The 17,880-nt window shown below is 64.0% G+C and carries 16 protein-coding genes; 9 read left to right on the forward strand and 7 right to left on the reverse strand.

All coding sequences use genetic code 11. The features are described from left to right. The first annotated feature begins 1 nt into the window (after position 1). From ATN37_RS08945 to ATN37_RS08965, 5 genes are all read left to right on the forward strand, one after another. Positions 2-880: a hypothetical protein gene (locus tag ATN37_RS08945; protein ID WP_064075308.1), complete on the forward strand. Its 879-nt coding sequence runs from the start codon at positions 2-4 to the stop codon at positions 878-880. An 18-nt stretch (positions 881-898) separates the two neighbouring features. Further along, positions 899-2,212, forward strand: coding sequence for a CoA transferase (locus tag ATN37_RS08950; RefSeq protein ID WP_218695024.1), 1,314 nt, complete (start codon positions 899-901; stop codon positions 2,210-2,212). A 31-nt stretch (positions 2,213-2,243) separates the two neighbouring features. Beyond that, positions 2,244-2,720: an OsmC family protein gene (locus tag ATN37_RS08955; RefSeq protein WP_007727816.1), complete on the forward strand. Its 477-nt coding sequence runs from the start codon at positions 2,244-2,246 to the stop codon at positions 2,718-2,720. Further along, the gene (locus ATN37_RS08960) at positions 2,713-3,747 is read left to right on the forward strand and encodes a nucleoside hydrolase (protein ID WP_218695025.1); all 1,035 of its coding nucleotides are present in this window, start codon (positions 2,713-2,715) and stop codon (positions 3,745-3,747) included. The genes ATN37_RS08955 and ATN37_RS08960 overlap by 8 nt, the downstream gene beginning before the upstream one ends. 231 nt (positions 3,748-3,978) lie before the next feature. Next, complete coding sequence (locus ATN37_RS08965) at positions 3,979-4,926, forward strand: sulfite exporter TauE/SafE family protein (protein ID WP_007727818.1); 948 nt, start codon at positions 3,979-3,981, stop codon at positions 4,924-4,926. A gap of 62 nt (positions 4,927-4,988) precedes the next feature. On the opposite strand, the gene meaB is transcribed toward ATN37_RS08965, so the two are convergent. From meaB to mutA, 3 genes are read right to left on the reverse strand one after another with little or no spacing between them, the layout of a single operon-like run. Next, the gene (gene meaB / locus ATN37_RS08970) at positions 4,989-5,981 is read right to left on the reverse strand and encodes a methylmalonyl Co-A mutase-associated GTPase MeaB (protein WP_003945003.1); all 993 of its coding nucleotides are present in this window, start codon (positions 5,979-5,981) and stop codon (positions 4,989-4,991) included. Positions 5,982-5,998: 17 nt separating this feature from the next. Then, a complete protein-coding gene (gene scpA / locus ATN37_RS08975) occupies positions 5,999-8,251 on the reverse strand; it encodes a methylmalonyl-CoA mutase (RefSeq protein ID WP_003944912.1) in 2,253 nt (750 codons plus the stop codon). Then, on the reverse strand, positions 8,248-10,143 hold the full coding sequence (mutA, locus tag ATN37_RS08980) for a methylmalonyl-CoA mutase small subunit (protein ID WP_218695026.1): 1,896 nt from the start codon (positions 10,141-10,143) through the stop codon (positions 8,248-8,250). The genes scpA and mutA overlap by 4 nt, the downstream gene beginning before the upstream one ends. A 423-nt stretch (positions 10,144-10,566) precedes the next feature. Between mutA and ATN37_RS08985 the strand changes: the two genes are divergently transcribed. The 3 genes from ATN37_RS08985 to ATN37_RS08995 are packed head-to-tail and all read left to right on the forward strand — an operon-like array spanning position 10,567 to position 12,491. Continuing rightward, positions 10,567-11,274, forward strand: a complete 708-nt coding sequence (locus ATN37_RS08985; protein WP_217018898.1) for a TVP38/TMEM64 family protein — start codon at positions 10,567-10,569, stop codon at positions 11,272-11,274. A 31-nt stretch (positions 11,275-11,305) separates the two neighbouring features. After that, entirely contained in the window at positions 11,306-11,902 is a 597-nt protein-coding gene (locus ATN37_RS08990; protein ID WP_042449124.1) for a hypothetical protein, read from the forward strand. A 55-nt stretch (positions 11,903-11,957) separates the two neighbouring features. Next, positions 11,958-12,491, forward strand: a complete 534-nt coding sequence (locus ATN37_RS08995) for a hypothetical protein (RefSeq protein WP_003944797.1) — start codon at positions 11,958-11,960, stop codon at positions 12,489-12,491. Between the two features lie 43 nt (positions 12,492-12,534). Here the strand turns inward: ATN37_RS08995 and ATN37_RS09000 are convergent, their stop codons facing one another. Genes ATN37_RS09000 through ATN37_RS09010 form a run of 3 tightly spaced genes read right to left on the reverse strand, consistent with a single transcriptional unit; the run spans position 12,535 to position 15,119 of the window. Further along, positions 12,535-13,818 carry an SPFH domain-containing protein gene (locus tag ATN37_RS09000; RefSeq protein ID WP_003944935.1) on the reverse strand — a complete coding sequence of 428 codons (1,284 nt, stop codon included), beginning with the start codon at positions 13,816-13,818 and terminating at the stop codon, positions 12,535-12,537. Then, positions 13,818-14,249 carry an NfeD family protein gene (locus ATN37_RS09005; protein WP_003944877.1) on the reverse strand — a complete coding sequence of 144 codons (432 nt, stop codon included), beginning with the start codon at positions 14,247-14,249 and terminating at the stop codon, positions 13,818-13,820. The genes ATN37_RS09000 and ATN37_RS09005 overlap by 1 nt, the downstream gene beginning before the upstream one ends. Positions 14,250-14,291: 42 nt before the next feature. Then, the gene (locus tag ATN37_RS09010) at positions 14,292-15,119 is read right to left on the reverse strand and encodes a DUF3097 domain-containing protein (protein ID WP_058038784.1); all 828 of its coding nucleotides are present in this window, start codon (positions 15,117-15,119) and stop codon (positions 14,292-14,294) included. A gap of 67 nt (positions 15,120-15,186) precedes the next feature. Between ATN37_RS09010 and ATN37_RS09015 the strand changes: the two genes are divergently transcribed. After that, the gene (locus ATN37_RS09015) at positions 15,187-15,978 is read left to right on the forward strand and encodes a hypothetical protein (protein ID WP_058038783.1); all 792 of its coding nucleotides are present in this window, start codon (positions 15,187-15,189) and stop codon (positions 15,976-15,978) included. Here the strand turns inward: ATN37_RS09015 and ATN37_RS09020 are convergent. Continuing rightward, positions 15,968-17,761 carry an enoyl-CoA hydratase-related protein gene (locus ATN37_RS09020; RefSeq protein ID WP_218695027.1) on the reverse strand — a complete coding sequence of 598 codons (1,794 nt, stop codon included), beginning with the start codon at positions 17,759-17,761 and terminating at the stop codon, positions 15,968-15,970. The genes ATN37_RS09015 and ATN37_RS09020 overlap by 11 nt on opposite strands. Positions 17,762-17,880 lie beyond the last annotated feature (119 nt).

Genomic DNA, 17,880 nt, shown 5'->3' on the forward strand with positions numbered 1-17,880 from the left:
GATGACACGTTCGGTGCATTCACTCGCACTCGCGCAGAGCGAGTGGACGGCTCGGCGGGCGCTTCACCTCGAGGAGGTGGAGAAGCTCGTCGAGCCGCACCGAGCGCGTCGTAGCGCCGGTATCTCTCACCCGGTGCACGACTTCCTCTTCACGTACTACAACTTCAAACCCGCTCAACTGCGCCGCTGGCACCCCGGGTACGGAGTCGCGCTCGAGAACGCCGCCGAATACGCAGCCTTCTCCGGCTACCGCGTCGACGATTCGGGTACCGCGACGGTCGAGGCCTCAGTGCTGGAGCGTCGGCGTCACACAGTCGAATTCGTGTGGAATCTGTTGAATCAGACGTCTGCGCGGCCCGCTGTGCTGGGTTGCTTCGGCCTCCACGAATGGGCGATGGTCTATCGCGGCGGCGAGGACGCAATCCGTCACCAGTCGGTGCCGCTGCGACTCGGGTTCGCCGGTACCGACGCGGTCGTCGAATCCCTGCCACTCAAATGCACGCACTACGACGCGTTCCGGTTCTTCACACCGGACGCGGCCCCCAAGAACTCGCTCCCGCTTGCACGCGAAACTCAGATCGATCACGAACAGCCGGGCTGCCTGCACGCCGGTATGGATCTGTACAAGTGGAGCTTCAAGTTGTTGCCACTCGTCGATTCCGACCTGGTGATGCGGTGCTTCGAACACGCGCTCCTGGCCCGTGAACTCGACATGCGCGCGAGCCCATACGACCTTGCCGAGTACGGGTACTCCCCCATTCGTATCGAAACTCCCGCGGGCCGCGCCGAATACGTGCGTCAGCAACAACAGTTGGCGGATCGTGCTGCGCCGCTCCGCGATACGCTGGCAGAGAAGTGCCGGGAGCTTCTCGGCCACTGAACTGCCGAAAGGCGTCGCATGGATCACGGGTACGGGTTCTATCTCGACGAATACCAGCGTGGCGTCGGGGTGCACACCGACGACCGACGCGGGCACATCGAATGCCCGGACTCGGCGGGTTTCCTTGCGGCGCACTTGCCGGTGTTCGACCTCGCTGCGGGCTCGGTAGCGGCGTTCGCCTCGGCGATTCATCGGTCAACCGGCCCGGGCGACGGACACTGGACCCTCGATCCCGAGCGCATCGCCGCGTCCTTCTCGAGCGATCGACTGTTCCGGATCGGCGGCGAGCCGATCAACGGGTTCTCCGAGCACTCGGGGTTCTTTGCCGCCCGCGACGGTTGGGTCCGCACGCACGGCAACTATCCGCACCATCGCGACCGCCTGCTCGCCGTCCTCGAGCTCGATCACGGATCACCCAAAGATGCAGTGGCGCAACGGATATCCGAACTCAGCGCCATCGAGATCGAGCAGCAGGCCGCCGAGATCGGAGCCATCGCGGTCCGTGTTCGTACCGAGACCGAGTGGCGCCTGAGTGAGCAGTGCGCAGCTGCGAGGTCTGCGCCTCTGGTATCCATCCGAGCACGCGACGAGGGAAAACCCCGCACGCATCCGACGCGCCCACGCGTTCTCGACCTGACCCGCGTCATCGCCGGTCCGGTCGCGACGCGCGCCCTGGCGTTGGTCGGCGCTGACGTTCTGCGGATCGATCCCCCGGCGATCCCTGAGATCGGATGGCAGCACCTCGACAGTGGACAGGGCAAGCGGTCGGCGCTTCTCGACCTGAAGTCCTCGGCGGGAGCGACAGCGTTCCGAGAACTCCTCGAAACCGCAGACGTACTGGTCACCGGCTACCGGCCGGGTGCACTCGAAGCGCTCATCGGGCAGGATCTTCCCGCCCACCTGATTCACGGGCGCGTCAGCGCATGGGGATGGGAAGGTCCGTGGGCGAATCGCCGTGGCTTCGACAGCATCGTGCAGGCCGCGTCCGGCATTTCGTTTCTCGAGGGCGGTGAGAACCCTGGTGCACTTCCGGCGCAGGCACTCGACCACTCGACCGGATACTTCCTGGCAGCGGGGATCCTCGACGCGTTGACACTGCGCTCGCACGACGGCCGTGGCCGCGACGTCGACGTGTCGCTGGCAAGCACAGGCGCTCGTCTTCTCGACGCACCCGGCCGAACCGCCCATCCCGGTCTACCGACCGCTCCCGGCCTGAATGTTGTTGTCAACCATGCCGACGTGACCACCGCACGACCCGCGCTGGCAGAGTTCGAGGACTACCCCGAACCGGCGCATCCGTGGGGATCGGATCGCGCGGAGTGGGCACACTGAGGGACCGGCACATTCAGGGCAAGATGGACCTGTGAAGTCACATACCTACACACTCGACCTTCAGTGGACGGGCGATCTGGGAACCGGAACGTCCAGCACGCAGGGATATTCGCGCAATCATGCAATATCCGCGGTCGGAAAGCCGGAACTTCTCGGCAGCTCCGATCCCTCGTTCCGCGGCGACGCGCAGCGATGGAACCCCGAGGAACTGCTCGTTGCCTCCCTCGCCCAGTGCCACATGCTCTGGTACCTCGGGCTGGCAGCTGCCGCTGGGGTCGTCGTTCTCGACTACAGCGATCAGCCGGTCGGCAGCATGATCGAGGAATCCGATGGCGGCGGCCAGTTCATCGAAGTGACGTTGAATCCGACGGTGTTGGTCGCGGAGGCGTCGATGGTCGAGAAGGCCCAGGAGCTTCACGGCCCCGCACACACGAAGTGCTTCATCGCTCGGTCGGTGAACTTCCCCGTCCTGCATTCCCCGACGATCCTGGTGGCCACCGATGAGTGACATCAACAAGCTCATCGTCGACGTCGACACCGGTATCGACGACTCGTTGGCGCTTCTCTATCTCCTTGCCAGCCCCGAAGCCGAGATACTGGGGATTGCGAGCACCGCCGGCAACGTTCCGGTGGAACAGGTCGCGGCCAACAACTTGAACTGGCTTGCGCTCTGCGGCGCCCCGGACATCGAGGTTGCACTCGGCGCCCGCGAGCCATTGGTCATACCGTTGCGCACCACCGAGGAGACTCACGGTCCGCAAGGAATCGGCCATGCGGTCCTCCCCGATTCGGGTCGCAAGCGCTCGGTCCGAACCGCCACCGACCTCTGGGTGGATCTCGTCCGGGAGTACCCCGGACAACTCACCGGGCTGGTGACGGGGCCGCTCACCAACCTGGCCTTGGCGATCAGACGTGAACCCGATCTGCCGTCTCTGCTGAAGCGACTGGTAGTGATGGGTGGGTCGTTCAACTATCCGGGCAACACGACGCCGACCGCGGAGTGGAACGTCTCGGTGGATCCGCACGCCGCCAAGGAGGTGTTCGACGCGTTCTCCGTCGTACCCGCGCACCGGCGCCCGATCATCTGCGGCCTCAACGTCACCGAATCCATCGAGATGTTCCCCGAACATGTGCGTCGGCTCGCCGAAGCTGCCGGGAGCACCCCGGAAGAGATCATCTCGCCTGACGACGGTCCCGACGTCCGCAGTTCCGCGTCCAACAGCGTGATCAGGCATATGTCCGACGCAATCCGGTTCTACATGGAATTCCACCGTGAATACGACCAGGGATTTCTTGCTCACATGCATGATCCCTTCGCTGCTGCCGTCGCGCTCGATCCGAGCCTGGCGACGCTGAAACCGGCAACGGTAGATGTCGAAACCGAGAGTCCACTGCTGATCGGAACGACGGTCGCGGACTGGGTCGGGCACTGGCAGCGTGAGCCCAACGCGGATATCGCGGTCAGAACCGATCCGGCGGAATTCTTCGATCGACTTGTCCACCGAGTGGGAAATTACGCCCGCGTCGTGGGTTGACCGAGCCGGTCACCGGCTATGCTCGCATGGACAGAACACCAACGAACGAGAACAAAGGACCTGACGTGCAGATTTCCAGCCACGATGCCTCCCCGGCATTTGCGCTCGGATTGATGGCGTTCTGGCCCACTCGTCGTAGCGCATGCTTCGATCAGGCGTGTTGCTGAGCGGCGATTTCTCGCTGCCTGCACCCCTGACTTTGTCGCTTCTTCGCTCGGAGTCTGTCTTCTCATGTTCAACCTTCTTTTGTTCACCCTTGTCGGCGTCGGCGCCCAGCTCGTCGACGGCGCCCTCGGTATGGCCTTCGGTGTCACCGCAACCACTCTGTTGATGATCGGTGGCCTCGGTCCGGCTCAGGCCAGCGCCGCTGTTCACCTGGCCGAGGTCGGCACCACCCTCGCTTCGGGTGTGTCGCATTGGAAGTTCAAGAACATCGACTGGAAGCTCGTCGCCAAGCTCGGTGTGCCCGGCGCAGTCGGTGCATTCATCGGCGCAACTGTGCTCTCGGGTCTGTCCACCGAAGCGGCAGTCCCCATCACGGCGACGATCCTGCTGGCCATCGGTATCTATGTGGCACTACGCTTTTCGGTCCGCCCACCGGCCGTCGCGGACGCTCGTACCACCCCGCACACTGCACGTTTCCTGTCCCCACTCGGCCTGTTCGGTGGTTTCATCGATGCATCCGGCGGTGGTGGTTGGGGTCCGATCACCACCAGCACGCTGCTCTCACGAGGAAAGACCGCGCCGCGCACCGTGATCGGCTCGGTCAGCGCCTCGGAGTTTCTGGTCGCGTCAGCCGCGTCGCTGGGATTCCTTGTCGGATTGGGACGTGAGTCGGCGGGAAACCTCCTCGTTGTCGCCGGTCTCGCGCTCGGCGGTGTCATCGCAGCTCCGTTCGCGGCGTGGCTGGTCAGCCGCGTACCTGCAACCTTGCTCGGAACGGCGGTGGGCGGCGTCATCGTGTTGACCAACGCACAGAAGCTGTTCAAATCTTTCGACATCACCGGGGCGGTCACAGTGGCCGGTTACCTGACCATTCTCGGCGCGTGGGCAGCGCTGCTGTTCTACGCGTGGAAGCGGTCCACGCTCACCCCGGCCGAGGCAGAAGGCGATTTCACGGGAGTCGAACTCGCTGTCGAGACCGAACTCACCGAGCCTGCAGTCAAACGCGAACGATAGCTCGTCACAGAAGAAATCCCGGGTATCCGCGCTCGGATACCCGGGATTTCGTTCTTTCCGCGCTAGTTGCTTCCGTCGAACGCGTCGAGAATTCGCCCCGCCGCCAACGCTGCCGTCAGCGAACCGTCACGCACGCTCTGCTCGACGTCGGCCCGGATCGCACGCACCCGATCGTTGCTCGAGAGCCTGCGTAGCAGCTGATCGTTGACCATCGTCCAGGTCCAATCGACCTGTTGCTTGCGACGCTTCTCCTCGAACTGTCCTGCTTCGGTGAGCACCTCACGGTGTTTGGTGACAGTTCCCCAGAACTCGTCCAGCCCGACACCTTCGAGACCGCTCATCGTGATGACGGGCGGCTTCCAGATGGCGTCGTGCGGGTAGATCAGGCGAAGCGCACCCGCCAATTCGCGGGCAGCGCCCTTTGCCTCGCGCTCATGCTTGCCATCGGCCTTGTTGACCGCCACCAGATCTGCGAGCTCGAGGACACCCTTCTTGATGCCCTGGAGCTGATCACCGGTACGAGCGAGGGTCAGGAACGTGAAGCAGTCCACCATGTTGGCAACAGTGACTTCGGACTGGCCGACACCCACCGTCTCCACCAGGATGACGTCGAAACCGGCAGCTTCGAGAAGCACGATGGTCTCGCGGGTTGCCTTGGCTACACCACCGAGCGTGCCGGACGTCGGTGACGGCCGGATGTACGCATTCGGTTCGACGGTGAGCCGAGCCATGCGTGTCTTGTCGCCGAGAATCGAGCCGCCGGTGCGGGTGGACGACGGATCGACCGCCAACACCGCAACCCGATGTCCCTTGCCCAGCAAGTACATTCCGAGCGCGTCGATGAAGGTCGACTTGCCGACGCCGGGAACGCCGGTGATGCCGATCCGGTGCGCTCCCCCGGCCTCCGGCAGCAACTTCAGTAGAAGTTGCTGCGCGAGGGCCCGGTGGTCGTCGCGAGTGGACTCGACGAGGGTGATCGCCCGAGCGAGGCCGGCACGCTGATTTCCGCGCACCGCCTCGGCGAGGGAATCAATGTCGATGGGCTGACGTGCCATCTTCAGTGACCCCCTTCTCAGCTGTTGTCGTGACCCAGTTGGGCGGAGAGCTTCTCCAACAATCCGCTGGCAGCGTCGGCGATGACGGTGCCGGGCGGGAAGATGGCAGCAGCGCCGGCCTCGTAGAGTTCGTCGAAGTCACCGGGCGGAATGACGCCGCCGACGACGATCATGATGTCGGGACGACCGGCCGCAGCCAGAGCCTCCCGCAGCGCCGGCACCAAGGTCAGGTGACCGGCGGCCAACGACGACACACCGACTACGTGGACGTCGTTGTCGGCCGCCTGATTGGCGACCTCTTCGGGGGTCTGGAACAGCGGTCCGACGTCGACGTCGAATCCGATGTCCGCGAAGGCGGTGGAGATGACCTTCTGGCCACGGTCGTGACCGTCCTGGCCCATCTTCGCGACGAGGATGCGGGGACGACGTCCCTCGTCCTCGGCGAACTTCTCGACCAGTTCCATCGCCTTGCTGATGTTGCTCACCGTTCCTGCCTCGTCGCGGTACACACCACTGATGGTGCGGATCTCGGCCTGGTGGCGTCCGTACACCTTTTCGAGGGCGTCGGAAATTTCGCCGACGGTAGCCATCGCGCGGGCGGCGACGACAGCGAGGGCGAGGAGGTTGTTCTCCATGCCGCCTTCGGTGGATGCGGCAGCGCGAGTGAGGTTCGCCAGTGCGGCCTCGACGGCTTCCGGATCACGTTCCGCGCGAAGGCGAACCAACTTCTCGAGCTGTTCCTTGCGGACCTTGGAGTTCTCGACCTTGAGAACTTCGATGGTGTCGACCTCGTCGGGAACGTACTTGTTGACGCCGACGAGCGGCTGCCGACCGGAGTCGATGCGTGCCTGGGTGCGGGCGGCAGCTTCCTCGATGCGCAGCTTCGGGATGCCTTCGTTGATGGCCTGAGCCATTCCGCCGGCTTCCTCGACCTCTTCGATGTGCTTACGAGCCCGGTTGGCGAGTTCGTTGGTGAGCCACTCGACGTAGTACGAGCCACCCCACGGGTCGATGGGACGCACGGTGCCGGATTCCTGCTGCAGCAGCAACTGGGTGTTACGGGCGATGCGGGCGGAGAAGTCCGTCGGCAATGCGATCGCTTCGTCGAGTGCGTTGGTGTGCAAGGACTGAGTGTGGCCCTGGGTGGCAGCCATGGCTTCGACGCAGGTACGCGGAACGTTGTTGAAGACGTCCTGCGCGGTCAGGGACCAGCCGGAGGTCTGCGAGTGGGTACGCAGCGAGAGAGACTTCGCGCTCTTGGGATCGAACTTGGCGACAAGCTCGGCCCACAGGAGGCGTCCGGCGCGGAGCTTGGCGACCTCCATGAAGAAGTTCATGCCGATGGCCCAGAAGAAGGACAGGCGAGGTGCGAACTTGTCGATGTCCATACCGGCATCGAGGCCGGCGCGGATGTACTCGACGCCGTCGGCGAGGGTGTACGCCAGTTCCAGATCGGCCGTCGCTCCGGCTTCCTGGATGTGGTAGCCCGAGATCGAGATGGAGTTGTACTTCGGCATTTCCGCGCTGGAGTACGCGAAGATGTCCGAGATGATCCGCATCGAGGGCTTCGGCGGATAGATGTAGGTGTTACGAACCATGAACTCTTTGAGGATGTCGTTCTGGATCGTTCCGGCCAGCTTGTCCGGAGTGACACCTTGCTCGCCTGCCGCAGCGACGTACAGCGCGAGAATCGGCAGCACGGCGCCGTTCATCGTCATCGAGACCGACACCTGCGAGAGGTCGATTCCGTCGAAGAGCTGACGCATGTCGAGGATGGAATCGATTGCGACACCGGCCATTCCGACGTCACCGGCAACGCGAGGATGATCGGAGTCGTAGCCGCGGTGTGTGGCGAGGTCGAAGGCGACCGAGAGGCCCTTCTGACCGGCCGCCAGGTTACGACGGTAGAACGCATTCGACTCCGCGGCAGTGGAGAATCCGGCGTACTGGCGAATGGTCCACGGCTGGTTCACGTACATGGTCGGGTACGGACCACGCAGGAACGGCGCTGCGCCCGGGAAGCTGTCGAGCGGGTAACCCGACTCGGCGGCGGCCGTGCGGTCCGCACCGGTGTACACCGGCTTGACGTCGATGCCTTCGGGGGTGGACCAGACAACCTGCTCGGCGGCGTAGTTGTTGGCGTTGGCGCCCTCTTCGATGAGCGCCTGGGCCTGCTCGACCGACGGCGGTGTGGGTGCCGGAGACTGCGGGTCCTCGAGTGGGACCTCGGCGAAACTGCCGATCACGTGCTTGACCTCTCGTGTCGTCACTTGGAGCTTCCCGTCTCGATGAAGTCGAGCAGTTCGGTCAGAGCCGACACTGCGTCGATGCGGGCGGTGAGGAATCCGTCCGGGCGAGAATCGCCGGTCGCGTCGGCGACTGCCTTTTCCGGTCCTGCGAGCAGCACCTTGGTGATGCCGGCGGCGCGAAGTTCGGCGACGGCCGCTGCGGCGCTCTCGCCGTAGCGCTTGTCCGTGCCGCACAGCACGGCGACGGTGGCACCGGAAGCCTTGACTGCAGCGGAGATGGCTTCGGCGCCCACCTCGAGCGGGCCGGGGTTGACTGCGTCGATACCACCCGAAGCGAGCAGGTTGGACGCAAACGTGGTGCGCACGTTGTGTTCTGCAACCGAGCCCAGCGGCGCGAGAAGCGCAGTGGGACGGGCGCCGCCGGCGGCGAGGAACGCGTCCGAACGGTCACGAAGCGCTTCGAATGCAGCTGCGTAGCGGGCGACGGACTGGCCGGGCTCGACGGCTTCGGCGGACAGCGGCGTTTCGCCGAGGTTCGGGAACTCGTTGACACCGGTGACCGTGGTCTTGCGGTGTGCGATGTCGGAGTCGCGCTTGGCCTTGGTAGCGGCGATGCGACCGGAGACGATTCCCGCTTCGAGTGCCGCCAGATATCCGCCGGGTGCTTCGATTTCCTGGAAGAACTCCCACGCGGTGGCGGCGATCTGCTGTGTCAGGTCCTCGACGTACCAAGACCCGGCCGACGGATCGAGGACACGGCCCAGGTGCGACTCCTCGAGCAGGAGCAGCTGTGTGTTGCGCGCGATGCGCGAGGAGAAGGACTTGCTGACACCGAGGGTGCCGTCGGCCAGGGCGACGTCGAACGGAAGAACAGTCACTGCATCTGCTCCGCCGACGCCGGCGCCGAATGCAGCGAGGGTCGTGCGCAGCATGTTCACCCAGGGATCACGCTGAGCCATCATCGCGGCGGAGGTGACTGCGTGCTGCGGCGCTCCACCAAAATCGGAAGCTCCGCAGACCTGGGCGATGCGTGCCCATACGAGACGTGCGGCGCGGAACTTCGCGATGGTCTGGAACTGATCGTCGGTTGCCGCGTAGCGGAAAGCCAACTGCGACAACGCAGCACCGATGGTCAGGCCGCTCTGGGCGGTGAGTGCACGGAGGTACTCGAGGCCGGCGGCGATTGCGGCTCCGAGTTCTTCGGCGTCGCCGGCACCCGCGTTGTGAAAGGCCGTGCCGTCCACGGTGATCGCGTGCACGGTTTCCGCACGAGCGGCGGCGAGGGCGGCCAACTCGACTGCGCCTGCAAATTCGACGTCGGCTGCGCCGGAGAACGAACTGGTCAGCGGTGCTGCACCGAGGTGAACTCGGATACTGCTGCGATCGCTGACACCGTCGCCGGCTTCGCTGCGTGCATCGAGGAGTGAGAAGAGTGCTCGGGCTGCATCGTTTGTCGCTGCGCCTGCATCGAGCGTGAGCGGTGCGAGGTCGAGAAGCACGCCCTCGAGCGCAGCGGCGAGGTCGGTGACCGGAACGCCGTCGGCGCCCACCTTCAACCAGAGTGCGCTGACTCCGTTTTCGAGGGCGTCCAGGATGGCGCGATTGGTCTCGGCCGCCGAGGCGGTTCCGAATGCAGCGGAAACCAACCAACCGGCATTGACATCACGGTGAGCGTCGACGCCACGCACGTACGGAAACGTGCCCGGCAAGCTCTGCTCGGGACGCTCGTCACGTGGGCTGTAGAGCGGTGCGACAGTGACACCGTCGTAGGTGACGGTTTCGAGCAGTTTCTGTGGCTCGGGGCCCAGTTCTGCCGCATCGACTCTGCGGGACTTGGCGAGCACACCGGCTACGGAGCGCTGCCACTCCGCGTACGCCTGCTCGACAGCCTCGGCTTCTGAAGCTAATGACACTGTGTCCGCTCCCTCTCATTTTTTGCGTGAGCGCTTTACCGATAATCGGATTTGTTCGTTAGTTCTGTGATGCTAACCCGCGGTTGAGCCCAGATATCGTGAGGATCACGTCATGTTCTTCACAGGGCTGTTCGTGGCCACTTTCCGACCGGCCGGGCGACGTGCGGATTCGGTCGTTCGTGCACGTGTAACCGGCCCTTACCTAGCGATTGTTCAGCATGTTTGCGGGTTACCCGCGAGTTCGTTTCACTGGCCGGGACTGCAGGTGAAGGCCACTCCGAAAGCCTAGTGGTTTTCGTCACAGCGCCGTTTCATTGTCGCCTGGAGCACGTCGCTTTCCCGCCCCCGTGGCGATGTTCGACTCACGATTGCGGGTCGGCAGTCGGCCCGGTTCACCGTTCGCAGGTAGCCTTGTGACCTGTGATGGGACGCCTGCTGGACCGAAGATTGATCGCAATAGTCCTGGTAGTGCTCGCTTTGTTCCTCGCAGCCCTCCTCGCCCCACATCCCACGGTGTCCCAGGTGCGAGAGTGGGCGGACTCGGTTGGCCCGGCGTTTCCCCTCGTGTTCTTCCTGGTTCATTCGATAGTCACCGTCGCGCCGTTCCCGCGCACCGTCTTCACGCTCAGCGCGGGGGTTCTTTTCGGCTCGGTGACCGGCATCGCTCTTACCGTGGCGGCAACGACTGTGAGCGCCGTTCTGGCCCTCTACCTGGTCCGCGCCATCGGCCGCGACGTCGTGTGGCAACGGATTTCGAGTCCGACGATCCGGCGGGTGGACGAGCGGATCGAAAAGCGGGGGTGGCTGGCCGTCGGCTCTCTGCGCTTGATCGCGTTTGTCCCCTTCTCGGTGGTGAACTACTGCTGCGGCATTTCGTCGATCCGGATCGTGCCCTACATCCTTGCCACCGTCGTCGGCATCTTGCCCGGCACTGTTGGGATTGTCGTTCTGGGCGATGCGCTCTCCGGCGAAGCCGATCCTCGTCTCCTGATTCTGTCCGGGATCTGCATTGCGATCGGCGTCGCCGGTCTGGTGTTCGACGCTCGCCGTCAGCCTTCACCGGGCGAAACCATCGTTGACAACGGTCAACCCCAAGAGGTTGATTTGGTTGAGTCAACCCAAAACGATTGACTATTGAAAGTCAACTATCTAGCATTGACTAATGTTTGTACTGACGGTGGATCAGCGAGGTAGCCGACGGGATGTCGACCGCGTCGGGGACATCATCGACGACATGGCCGATTGCAGGCTCCTGCGGCCGTTCGAGCGCACAGCGGGCGACGAGATTCAAGCGGTGACCGACGATCCGGCGCTACTCGTCCTCGTCGCACTCGAGCTGATTCGGCGCGAGCACTGGAGTGTCGGGATCGGGATCGGTCCCGTCGAGCAGCCTCTCCCACGGCAGACCCGGGCCGGACGCGGACCGGCATTCGAAGCTGCTCGGATCGCCGTCGAGCGAGCCAAGCGAGCTCCGGCCAGAATTGCCGTCGAACAGGCGCCGGCGGATAGCTCACGCGACGAACTCGCCGCAGATGTCGATGCCGCGTTCACCTTGCTCGGAACGATCGTCACGAGACAGACGAAGGACGGACGCGAAGCCATCGCCCTGATGGACAGCGGACTCACTCAGGTCAGCGCAGCGGCCCACCTCGGAATCACCAAACAGGCCATGTCCAAGCGACTCCTGACAGCCGGGTGGCACGCAGAACTCGCCGGGCGCAGACTCGCAGAACGACTTTTGGTCAGACTCCAGCCCTAGACTGCTCACGCTCGCACCGGTACAAACTCGTCGACACAGCAGGGGGCTCGAATACATGGTCGTTCTGGCGTTGATCGCGCTCGCCGTCGCCGCCGCGGCACCAGCAGTTGCAGCGGCACTGGGACCGCTCAGTCGTGGTCGACTGGAAGTCCCCGAATGGGCGTCGTCCGTGGTGGCTCTTCCGGCGCTGGGTGTTGCCGCACTGGCATCGACCCGAACGACCCCGGTCACCGGTTTCGCTCTCGGGGCGACGCTTGTCCTGTGCGTACTTGCCGCCGCCACGGCCGGTGCACCGTTGGTACTTGCCACCTTCAAGATCGCTCGTCGCCAACCGGACGGGAGCCCGGCACCGGACGCCGGACCTCTTCGGGGCGGACGTGTGATCGGCATCCTCGAACGGCTCGCGGTGGCGGCGTCGATTCTCGCAACCTGGCCGGAGGGGATCGCGATCGTCTTGGCAGTCAAGGGGCTCGCACGGTACCCGGAACTTCGTGAACCGCACGCGTCCGAGCAGTTCATCATGGGAACCTTCGTCAGTGTCCTCTGGGCGATCGCCGTATGCGGAACGGGACGGGCACTCATCACGTAGGTGATGAGTGCCCGTCCCGATCAACGTTCGCTACGAGAGGCGCCTACCGGCGCTGGCCGCCCTCCGGCGGCTGATCCTGGTAGGGGTACTTCTGCTGGAATTCTTCGCGTTCGGACGGCAGCGGTAGCTGACCGGGCCAAGGATTTTCACTCTGCTGCGGCAGCGCGGGATCTACGAATCCGGGCTGCTCGGGCGCACTTTCACGGAGGTGCCTGACCGCAGCTGCCGGATCTTCGACGGGAGTACGTGCAGCAACTTCAGCAGCACGGACTGCTTCTGCGATAGCCGGATCGGATTTGGTCTCGAACCACTCCGCCACCTCGGCTGAATCGTCCTCAGGGTTGGGAAGATTCTCTTCGGCGGCCGGCGGCTCGTACCGGAAGACACCGTCCTGCCCCTGCGCGCCAAGCGTTTTCGCAAATCCCTTCAGTGCGTCACCGAAGTCGCTGGGCACGAGCCACACCTTGTTCGCATCGCCTTGCGCCATCTGCGGCAACGTCTGAAGATACTGGTATGCAAGCAATTCCGGAGTCGGCTTACCGGACTTGATGGCAGCAAAAACCTTCTCGATGGCCTTGGCCTCGCCTTGGGCCTGCAAGTACTTGGCCGCGCGGTCACCTTGAGCACGAAGGATCTGGGACTGACGCTCACCCTCGGCGTTGAGGATCGAGGCCTGCTTGTTGCCCTCGGCGGAAAGAATCTGGCTCTGCTTGGCGCCCTCGGCTGTCTTGATAGCGGATTCGCGGTGGCCTTCAGCCGTCAGAATCATCGCGCGCTTCTCGCGGTCCGCCTTCATCTGCTTTTCCATCGACTCCTGGATGGAGGGCGGAGGATCGATGCTCTTGAGTTCGACGCGGGCCACTCGCAGGCCCCAGCGGCCGGTCGCCTCGTCGAGGACACCACGAAGCTGACCATTGATGGAATCACGCGAGGTCAGCGTCTCTTCGAGGGTCATTCCGCCGACGACGTTTCGCAGCGTCGTGGTTGTCAACTGCTCGACGGCAGCGATGTAGTTGCTGATCTCGTACACCGCAGCTTGCGGATTGGTGACCTGGAAGTACACCACCGTGTCGATGGACAGTGTCAGGTTGTCCTGGGTGATCACCGGCTGCGGTGGGAAGGAGACCACCCGCTCACGAAGATCCACCTTGGCGCGCACACGATCGGCGAACGGGATCAAGAACGTGAGCTGCCCGGACACCGTCTTCGAATACCTACCGAGCCGCTCGATCACCGCGGCTTCTGCCTGCGGTACCAGTGCTACCGACTTCGCGACCACCAAGATCACGAATAGCACCAACACACCGAGCACTATGAGTGCTGCCATTAAGGTCCCCTCCAGACGACTGCTGTTGCGCCGTTGATTTCCATCACCGTCACCTTGGTGCCCGGCGGGTACACCTCGGTGGTGTCGTACGGCCTGGCAGTCCACACCTCGCCGTCCAACTTGACCTGCCCGGAATGCTCGCCCACTTCTTCCAGAACCAGAGCGTGCTTACCTTCGAGTGCCTGTATTCCGGTCGGGGTCGGCGGCGGACTACCGAAGCGACGCAACATGATCGGTCGCACGCCCAGGACGAGGGCGGCGGAGAACACTCCGAACATGACGGCGTCGACCCACACCGGGAAGTCGGTGACAGCACTGACACCGGCAGTAGCGAGCGCCCCACCGGCGAGCATCAGCAGGAAGAAATCCCCCACCAGCGCTTCGGCCCCGGCGAGCACCAGTGCTCCGATCAGCCAAATAAGTGCAGCCACAACACCATCTAACCAGAATGTGTGACCCAGGCCGCCGCTACGTCAGTTCGGCTCGGTAACGAAATCGACAAGTTGTTCGACTGCACCGATCAAAGGAGCTTCCAGATCGCGGAAGCTCTCGACCGAGTTGTAGACCCGCCGCCAGCCCTCCTGAGGTGTCCCCCAGCCCAGTTCGCGGCAGATTCCCGTCTTCCAATCCTCGCCGCGTGGAATCTTCGGCCAGGAGGCGATTCCGACAGATTTGGGACGAACGGCCTCCCACACGTCGATGTACGGGTGCCCGGTCACCAACACGTCCGGGCCGAGGCCCTGAGTCAGTTGGGTTTCCTTGGAACCGGTGACCAGGTGGTCGACCAGGACCCCGACGCGGCGGCCGGGACCAGGCCCGAATTCGGCAAGCCGCTCCCCCAGATTGTCGAGTCCTTCGAGATGTTCGACGACAACACCTTCGACGCGAAGATCGTGACCCCACACCCGCTCGACGAGGGCAGCATCGTGTACTCCCTCCACCCAGATCCGGCTGGGCAGTGCCGTGCGGGCGCGTAAGCCTTCGACTCGCGTCGAACCCGAAGCCGACCGTGCGGGTTTGGTGGACGCGGGCTTGGGGGCCGGGCGTACGAGGGTGACCGGTGAGCCGTCGATGAGGAAGGCCGCCTCGCGCATCGCGAACAACCGCGTCCGGGAACGACCGTCCTCGAGCCGCACGAAATCGCCGTCGTACGTGCGCTCGAAACCGACTACCGCACCGCAGAATCCCGTCGCCGCATCCTCGACGACAAGATCACGCTCGGCCGCCACTTCAGGCGTCACGCGCTTCTGTTTGCGGGTATGACCCGCAAAAATGTCACCGTATCCGTTGCCACCGCTCACGCCGGATCACGCTAGGTCACAACGCCGGGGCCGCGCATGTCGCCACGCCGAACTAAACTTCACGGTCATGAGTTCTCCCAGCGCAACCCTCACCGTGTGGGCAGCGTCATGGCTCGCCGGCGACGCTGCGCCGGACGACGTCATCGACGCCCTTGCCGCGTGGGCACCGATGCACCTGATCGGCGCCGCCGATGCGGAAACCGCGGTCCGCCACGATCTCGAATGGCCGGGAGTCACGGCTTCCGGTGTGCCCACCCTGCTCAGAATCGCACGCTCGGAGGCTGCCGAGGTCCGCCTGGTCCTTCCTACGGCCGGTGATGTACGTGGTCTGCCCACCGGGACCGAGTTCGCGCGCGCTGCGATCGCAACGGGTGAAGGGTTACAGATCGGCGCCGTCGGCAAGCCGGGAGTCGGACTCGTGCCGTCGAAGGAAGGCCCGGACGTCCTGCGATGGACGGTCTTCTCCATTCCCACTGTGGCGGGCAGCGCCGAATCGATCGGACTCCGCGAAGCCGAATACGAGCTGCGCCAAGCTGTTCGGGACGCAGCCGAGGTGCTCGGCGGGCTTCCGACCGTAGCCACCGGAATGCCTGGAAACGACGCTCGTACGCTGGTCGCCGAAGCCCTGCAGGCACAGGCCGGACACCGCTGGCCGTCGACACTGTCACCTCGGCATTTGCAGGTGATCGACACCGCCGACAACGTGGCAGCCATTCTCACCGTGGCTGCGTCGATATCGACCAATCAGGCCCCGAGCGTGTCCACTGCGCAGAGGCGTGACGACCTGCTGCGACGACTGTGGGACGTTGTTCGCACTGCCCGTGTCGCGTCGGCGAACAGCGTGTCGATCAGAGCTTGAGCACGAAGTTCCGGCGTTTCTCGGCAAACCCGTTGCGGTCACCGAACATGTCGATCTTCATCTCTTCGAGCTCACGCTCCTCGTAGGGCTCCACCGGATCACGTTCCAGTCGAAGACGTTTGCGCTCCAGCATCGATTCCAGCCGATCTCCTTCGAGCAAGTCGGTGGCGACCTCGCGCAACCACGCCTCGAACAGATCCGGCCGCCTGGGGCCGATCGCGTCGACAAGTCCGATCTCCAAGGCTCGACGGATGCCGATCGCACTGCACTCGGCCAGCAGACTGCGGGCCTGCTCCTCGCCGACCCGAGCCGGAAGTGTGTACGTGTGCAGTTCCGAGCCGAACAGGCCCATCGTGGCGTAATGAGGATTGAGAACCACACCGTCCCTGGCCACGACTACGTCGGCTCCAAGCGGGAGCATGACCCCGCCGGCACCGGCGTTGCCTGTGAATGCCGCCACCACAACCTGTTCCGTACAGGTGACGATCGCTTTCGCGATCTCGTTGATGGCCTTGATGTTGGCCCACGCTTCCCCGGCTTGATCCGACGCGGCCTCGATGACGTTGAGGTGGATACCGTTGCTGAATCTGTCGTAGTCACCCGTCAGGACAAGGATCTTGGTGTCCTGCGTGGTCGCCCAGCGGAGCCTGGAGGCCAGTCGCGCGCATTGCTTCGTACTCATCGCACCGTTGTAGAAGCGGAACGAGAGATATCCGATTTCGCCGTCGCGGTGATAGTCGGTCTCGGGGTAACGACTCTCCCAGACCTGTGGAACGAACACGTCCGGACGTACGACCGCGGTCGACGGAAGTTTGACATTGCCGGCGCCGACGAGCCGCGCATGTCCGATCCATACGGAGCCCGCACCGGTGGCAACACGTATTGCCTGGTGGAAGTACTCGACGATGGTGCCGGGCGCTGCATCGACGTGGGTATCGAGGTGAGCGTCGTAGACGTAGACCCGGTCGAGCCCCAACTGAACGGCGACGCCGGGAAACCCGTCGGCGGCGTTGACGGCGCGGACGATGCTCGACGCGTCTTCCTCCCAGCTGAAAACGCGATCGGCCTGTTTCATGCTGGGCCTCGATCGGGCCGAAGCCACGGGCCGCGCAACTCGGTCCGATGGGATCGCCTGGAAGTCAGGAGTACGGAAATGTTCGACGACCTCCGTAATGCACTCCATCGCCGCGTCGGTGACTTCCTCGTTGTATACCGAGGATTTGGTTGCCCCGTTCCGGAGTTCGAACGTCCGCCAGGCCCACACCGGCCCGGCGTCGAGTTCCTCAGCGGCCTGCAATGCCGTGACACCCCAGATCGGTTCGCCATCCGTTATCGCCCAGTCCAGCGACGACGGCCCGCGATCTCCGGGCGGGCCGGGATGGATGATGATCGTTGTCCACCGCTGCCAAACAGATTCCGGGACATAGGCTTTCAAAAACGGGCAGATGACGAGGTCAAAATCTCCCGAAGAAGTCGCGGCCAGCACTGCGTCCGCGTCGGCGACGACGGCTGTACGGACTTGGTGTCCCGCCTCGCGAAGAACAAGACCGGCCCGCTGCGAGAGACCGTTGTCGGAGGTGACGAGAAGAAGCACGCTCAACGGTGGCGCGAAGGTCATACGTGGGCGTGAGCGCCGGAACAGCGCCGCCGTCGCCGCTCGCAGACGGCCCCTGCCCGATACACCTTCACGTAGCTTCGCCGTTGCTCCATCGCTGGAAATAGCCACAGAAGTCGTGAGCGCGGCCGATTTGGGCATCGGTCGTACTTCGGGGGTCGAAACCATGAATTCCTGCTCGCATGCTCGGGTATCTGCAGCGCAGACCAGACTCCCCCCAGAGCAGGACCGACGCACCGATAGATTGATTGAGGTATTTAGGGACTTTATACCTACCGTCGGTTTGT

The sequence above is a fragment of the Rhodococcus sp. MH15 genome, from assembly GCF_019266045.1.
GTDB lineage: Bacteria > Actinomycetota > Actinomycetes > Mycobacteriales > Mycobacteriaceae > Rhodococcus_F > Rhodococcus_F qingshengii.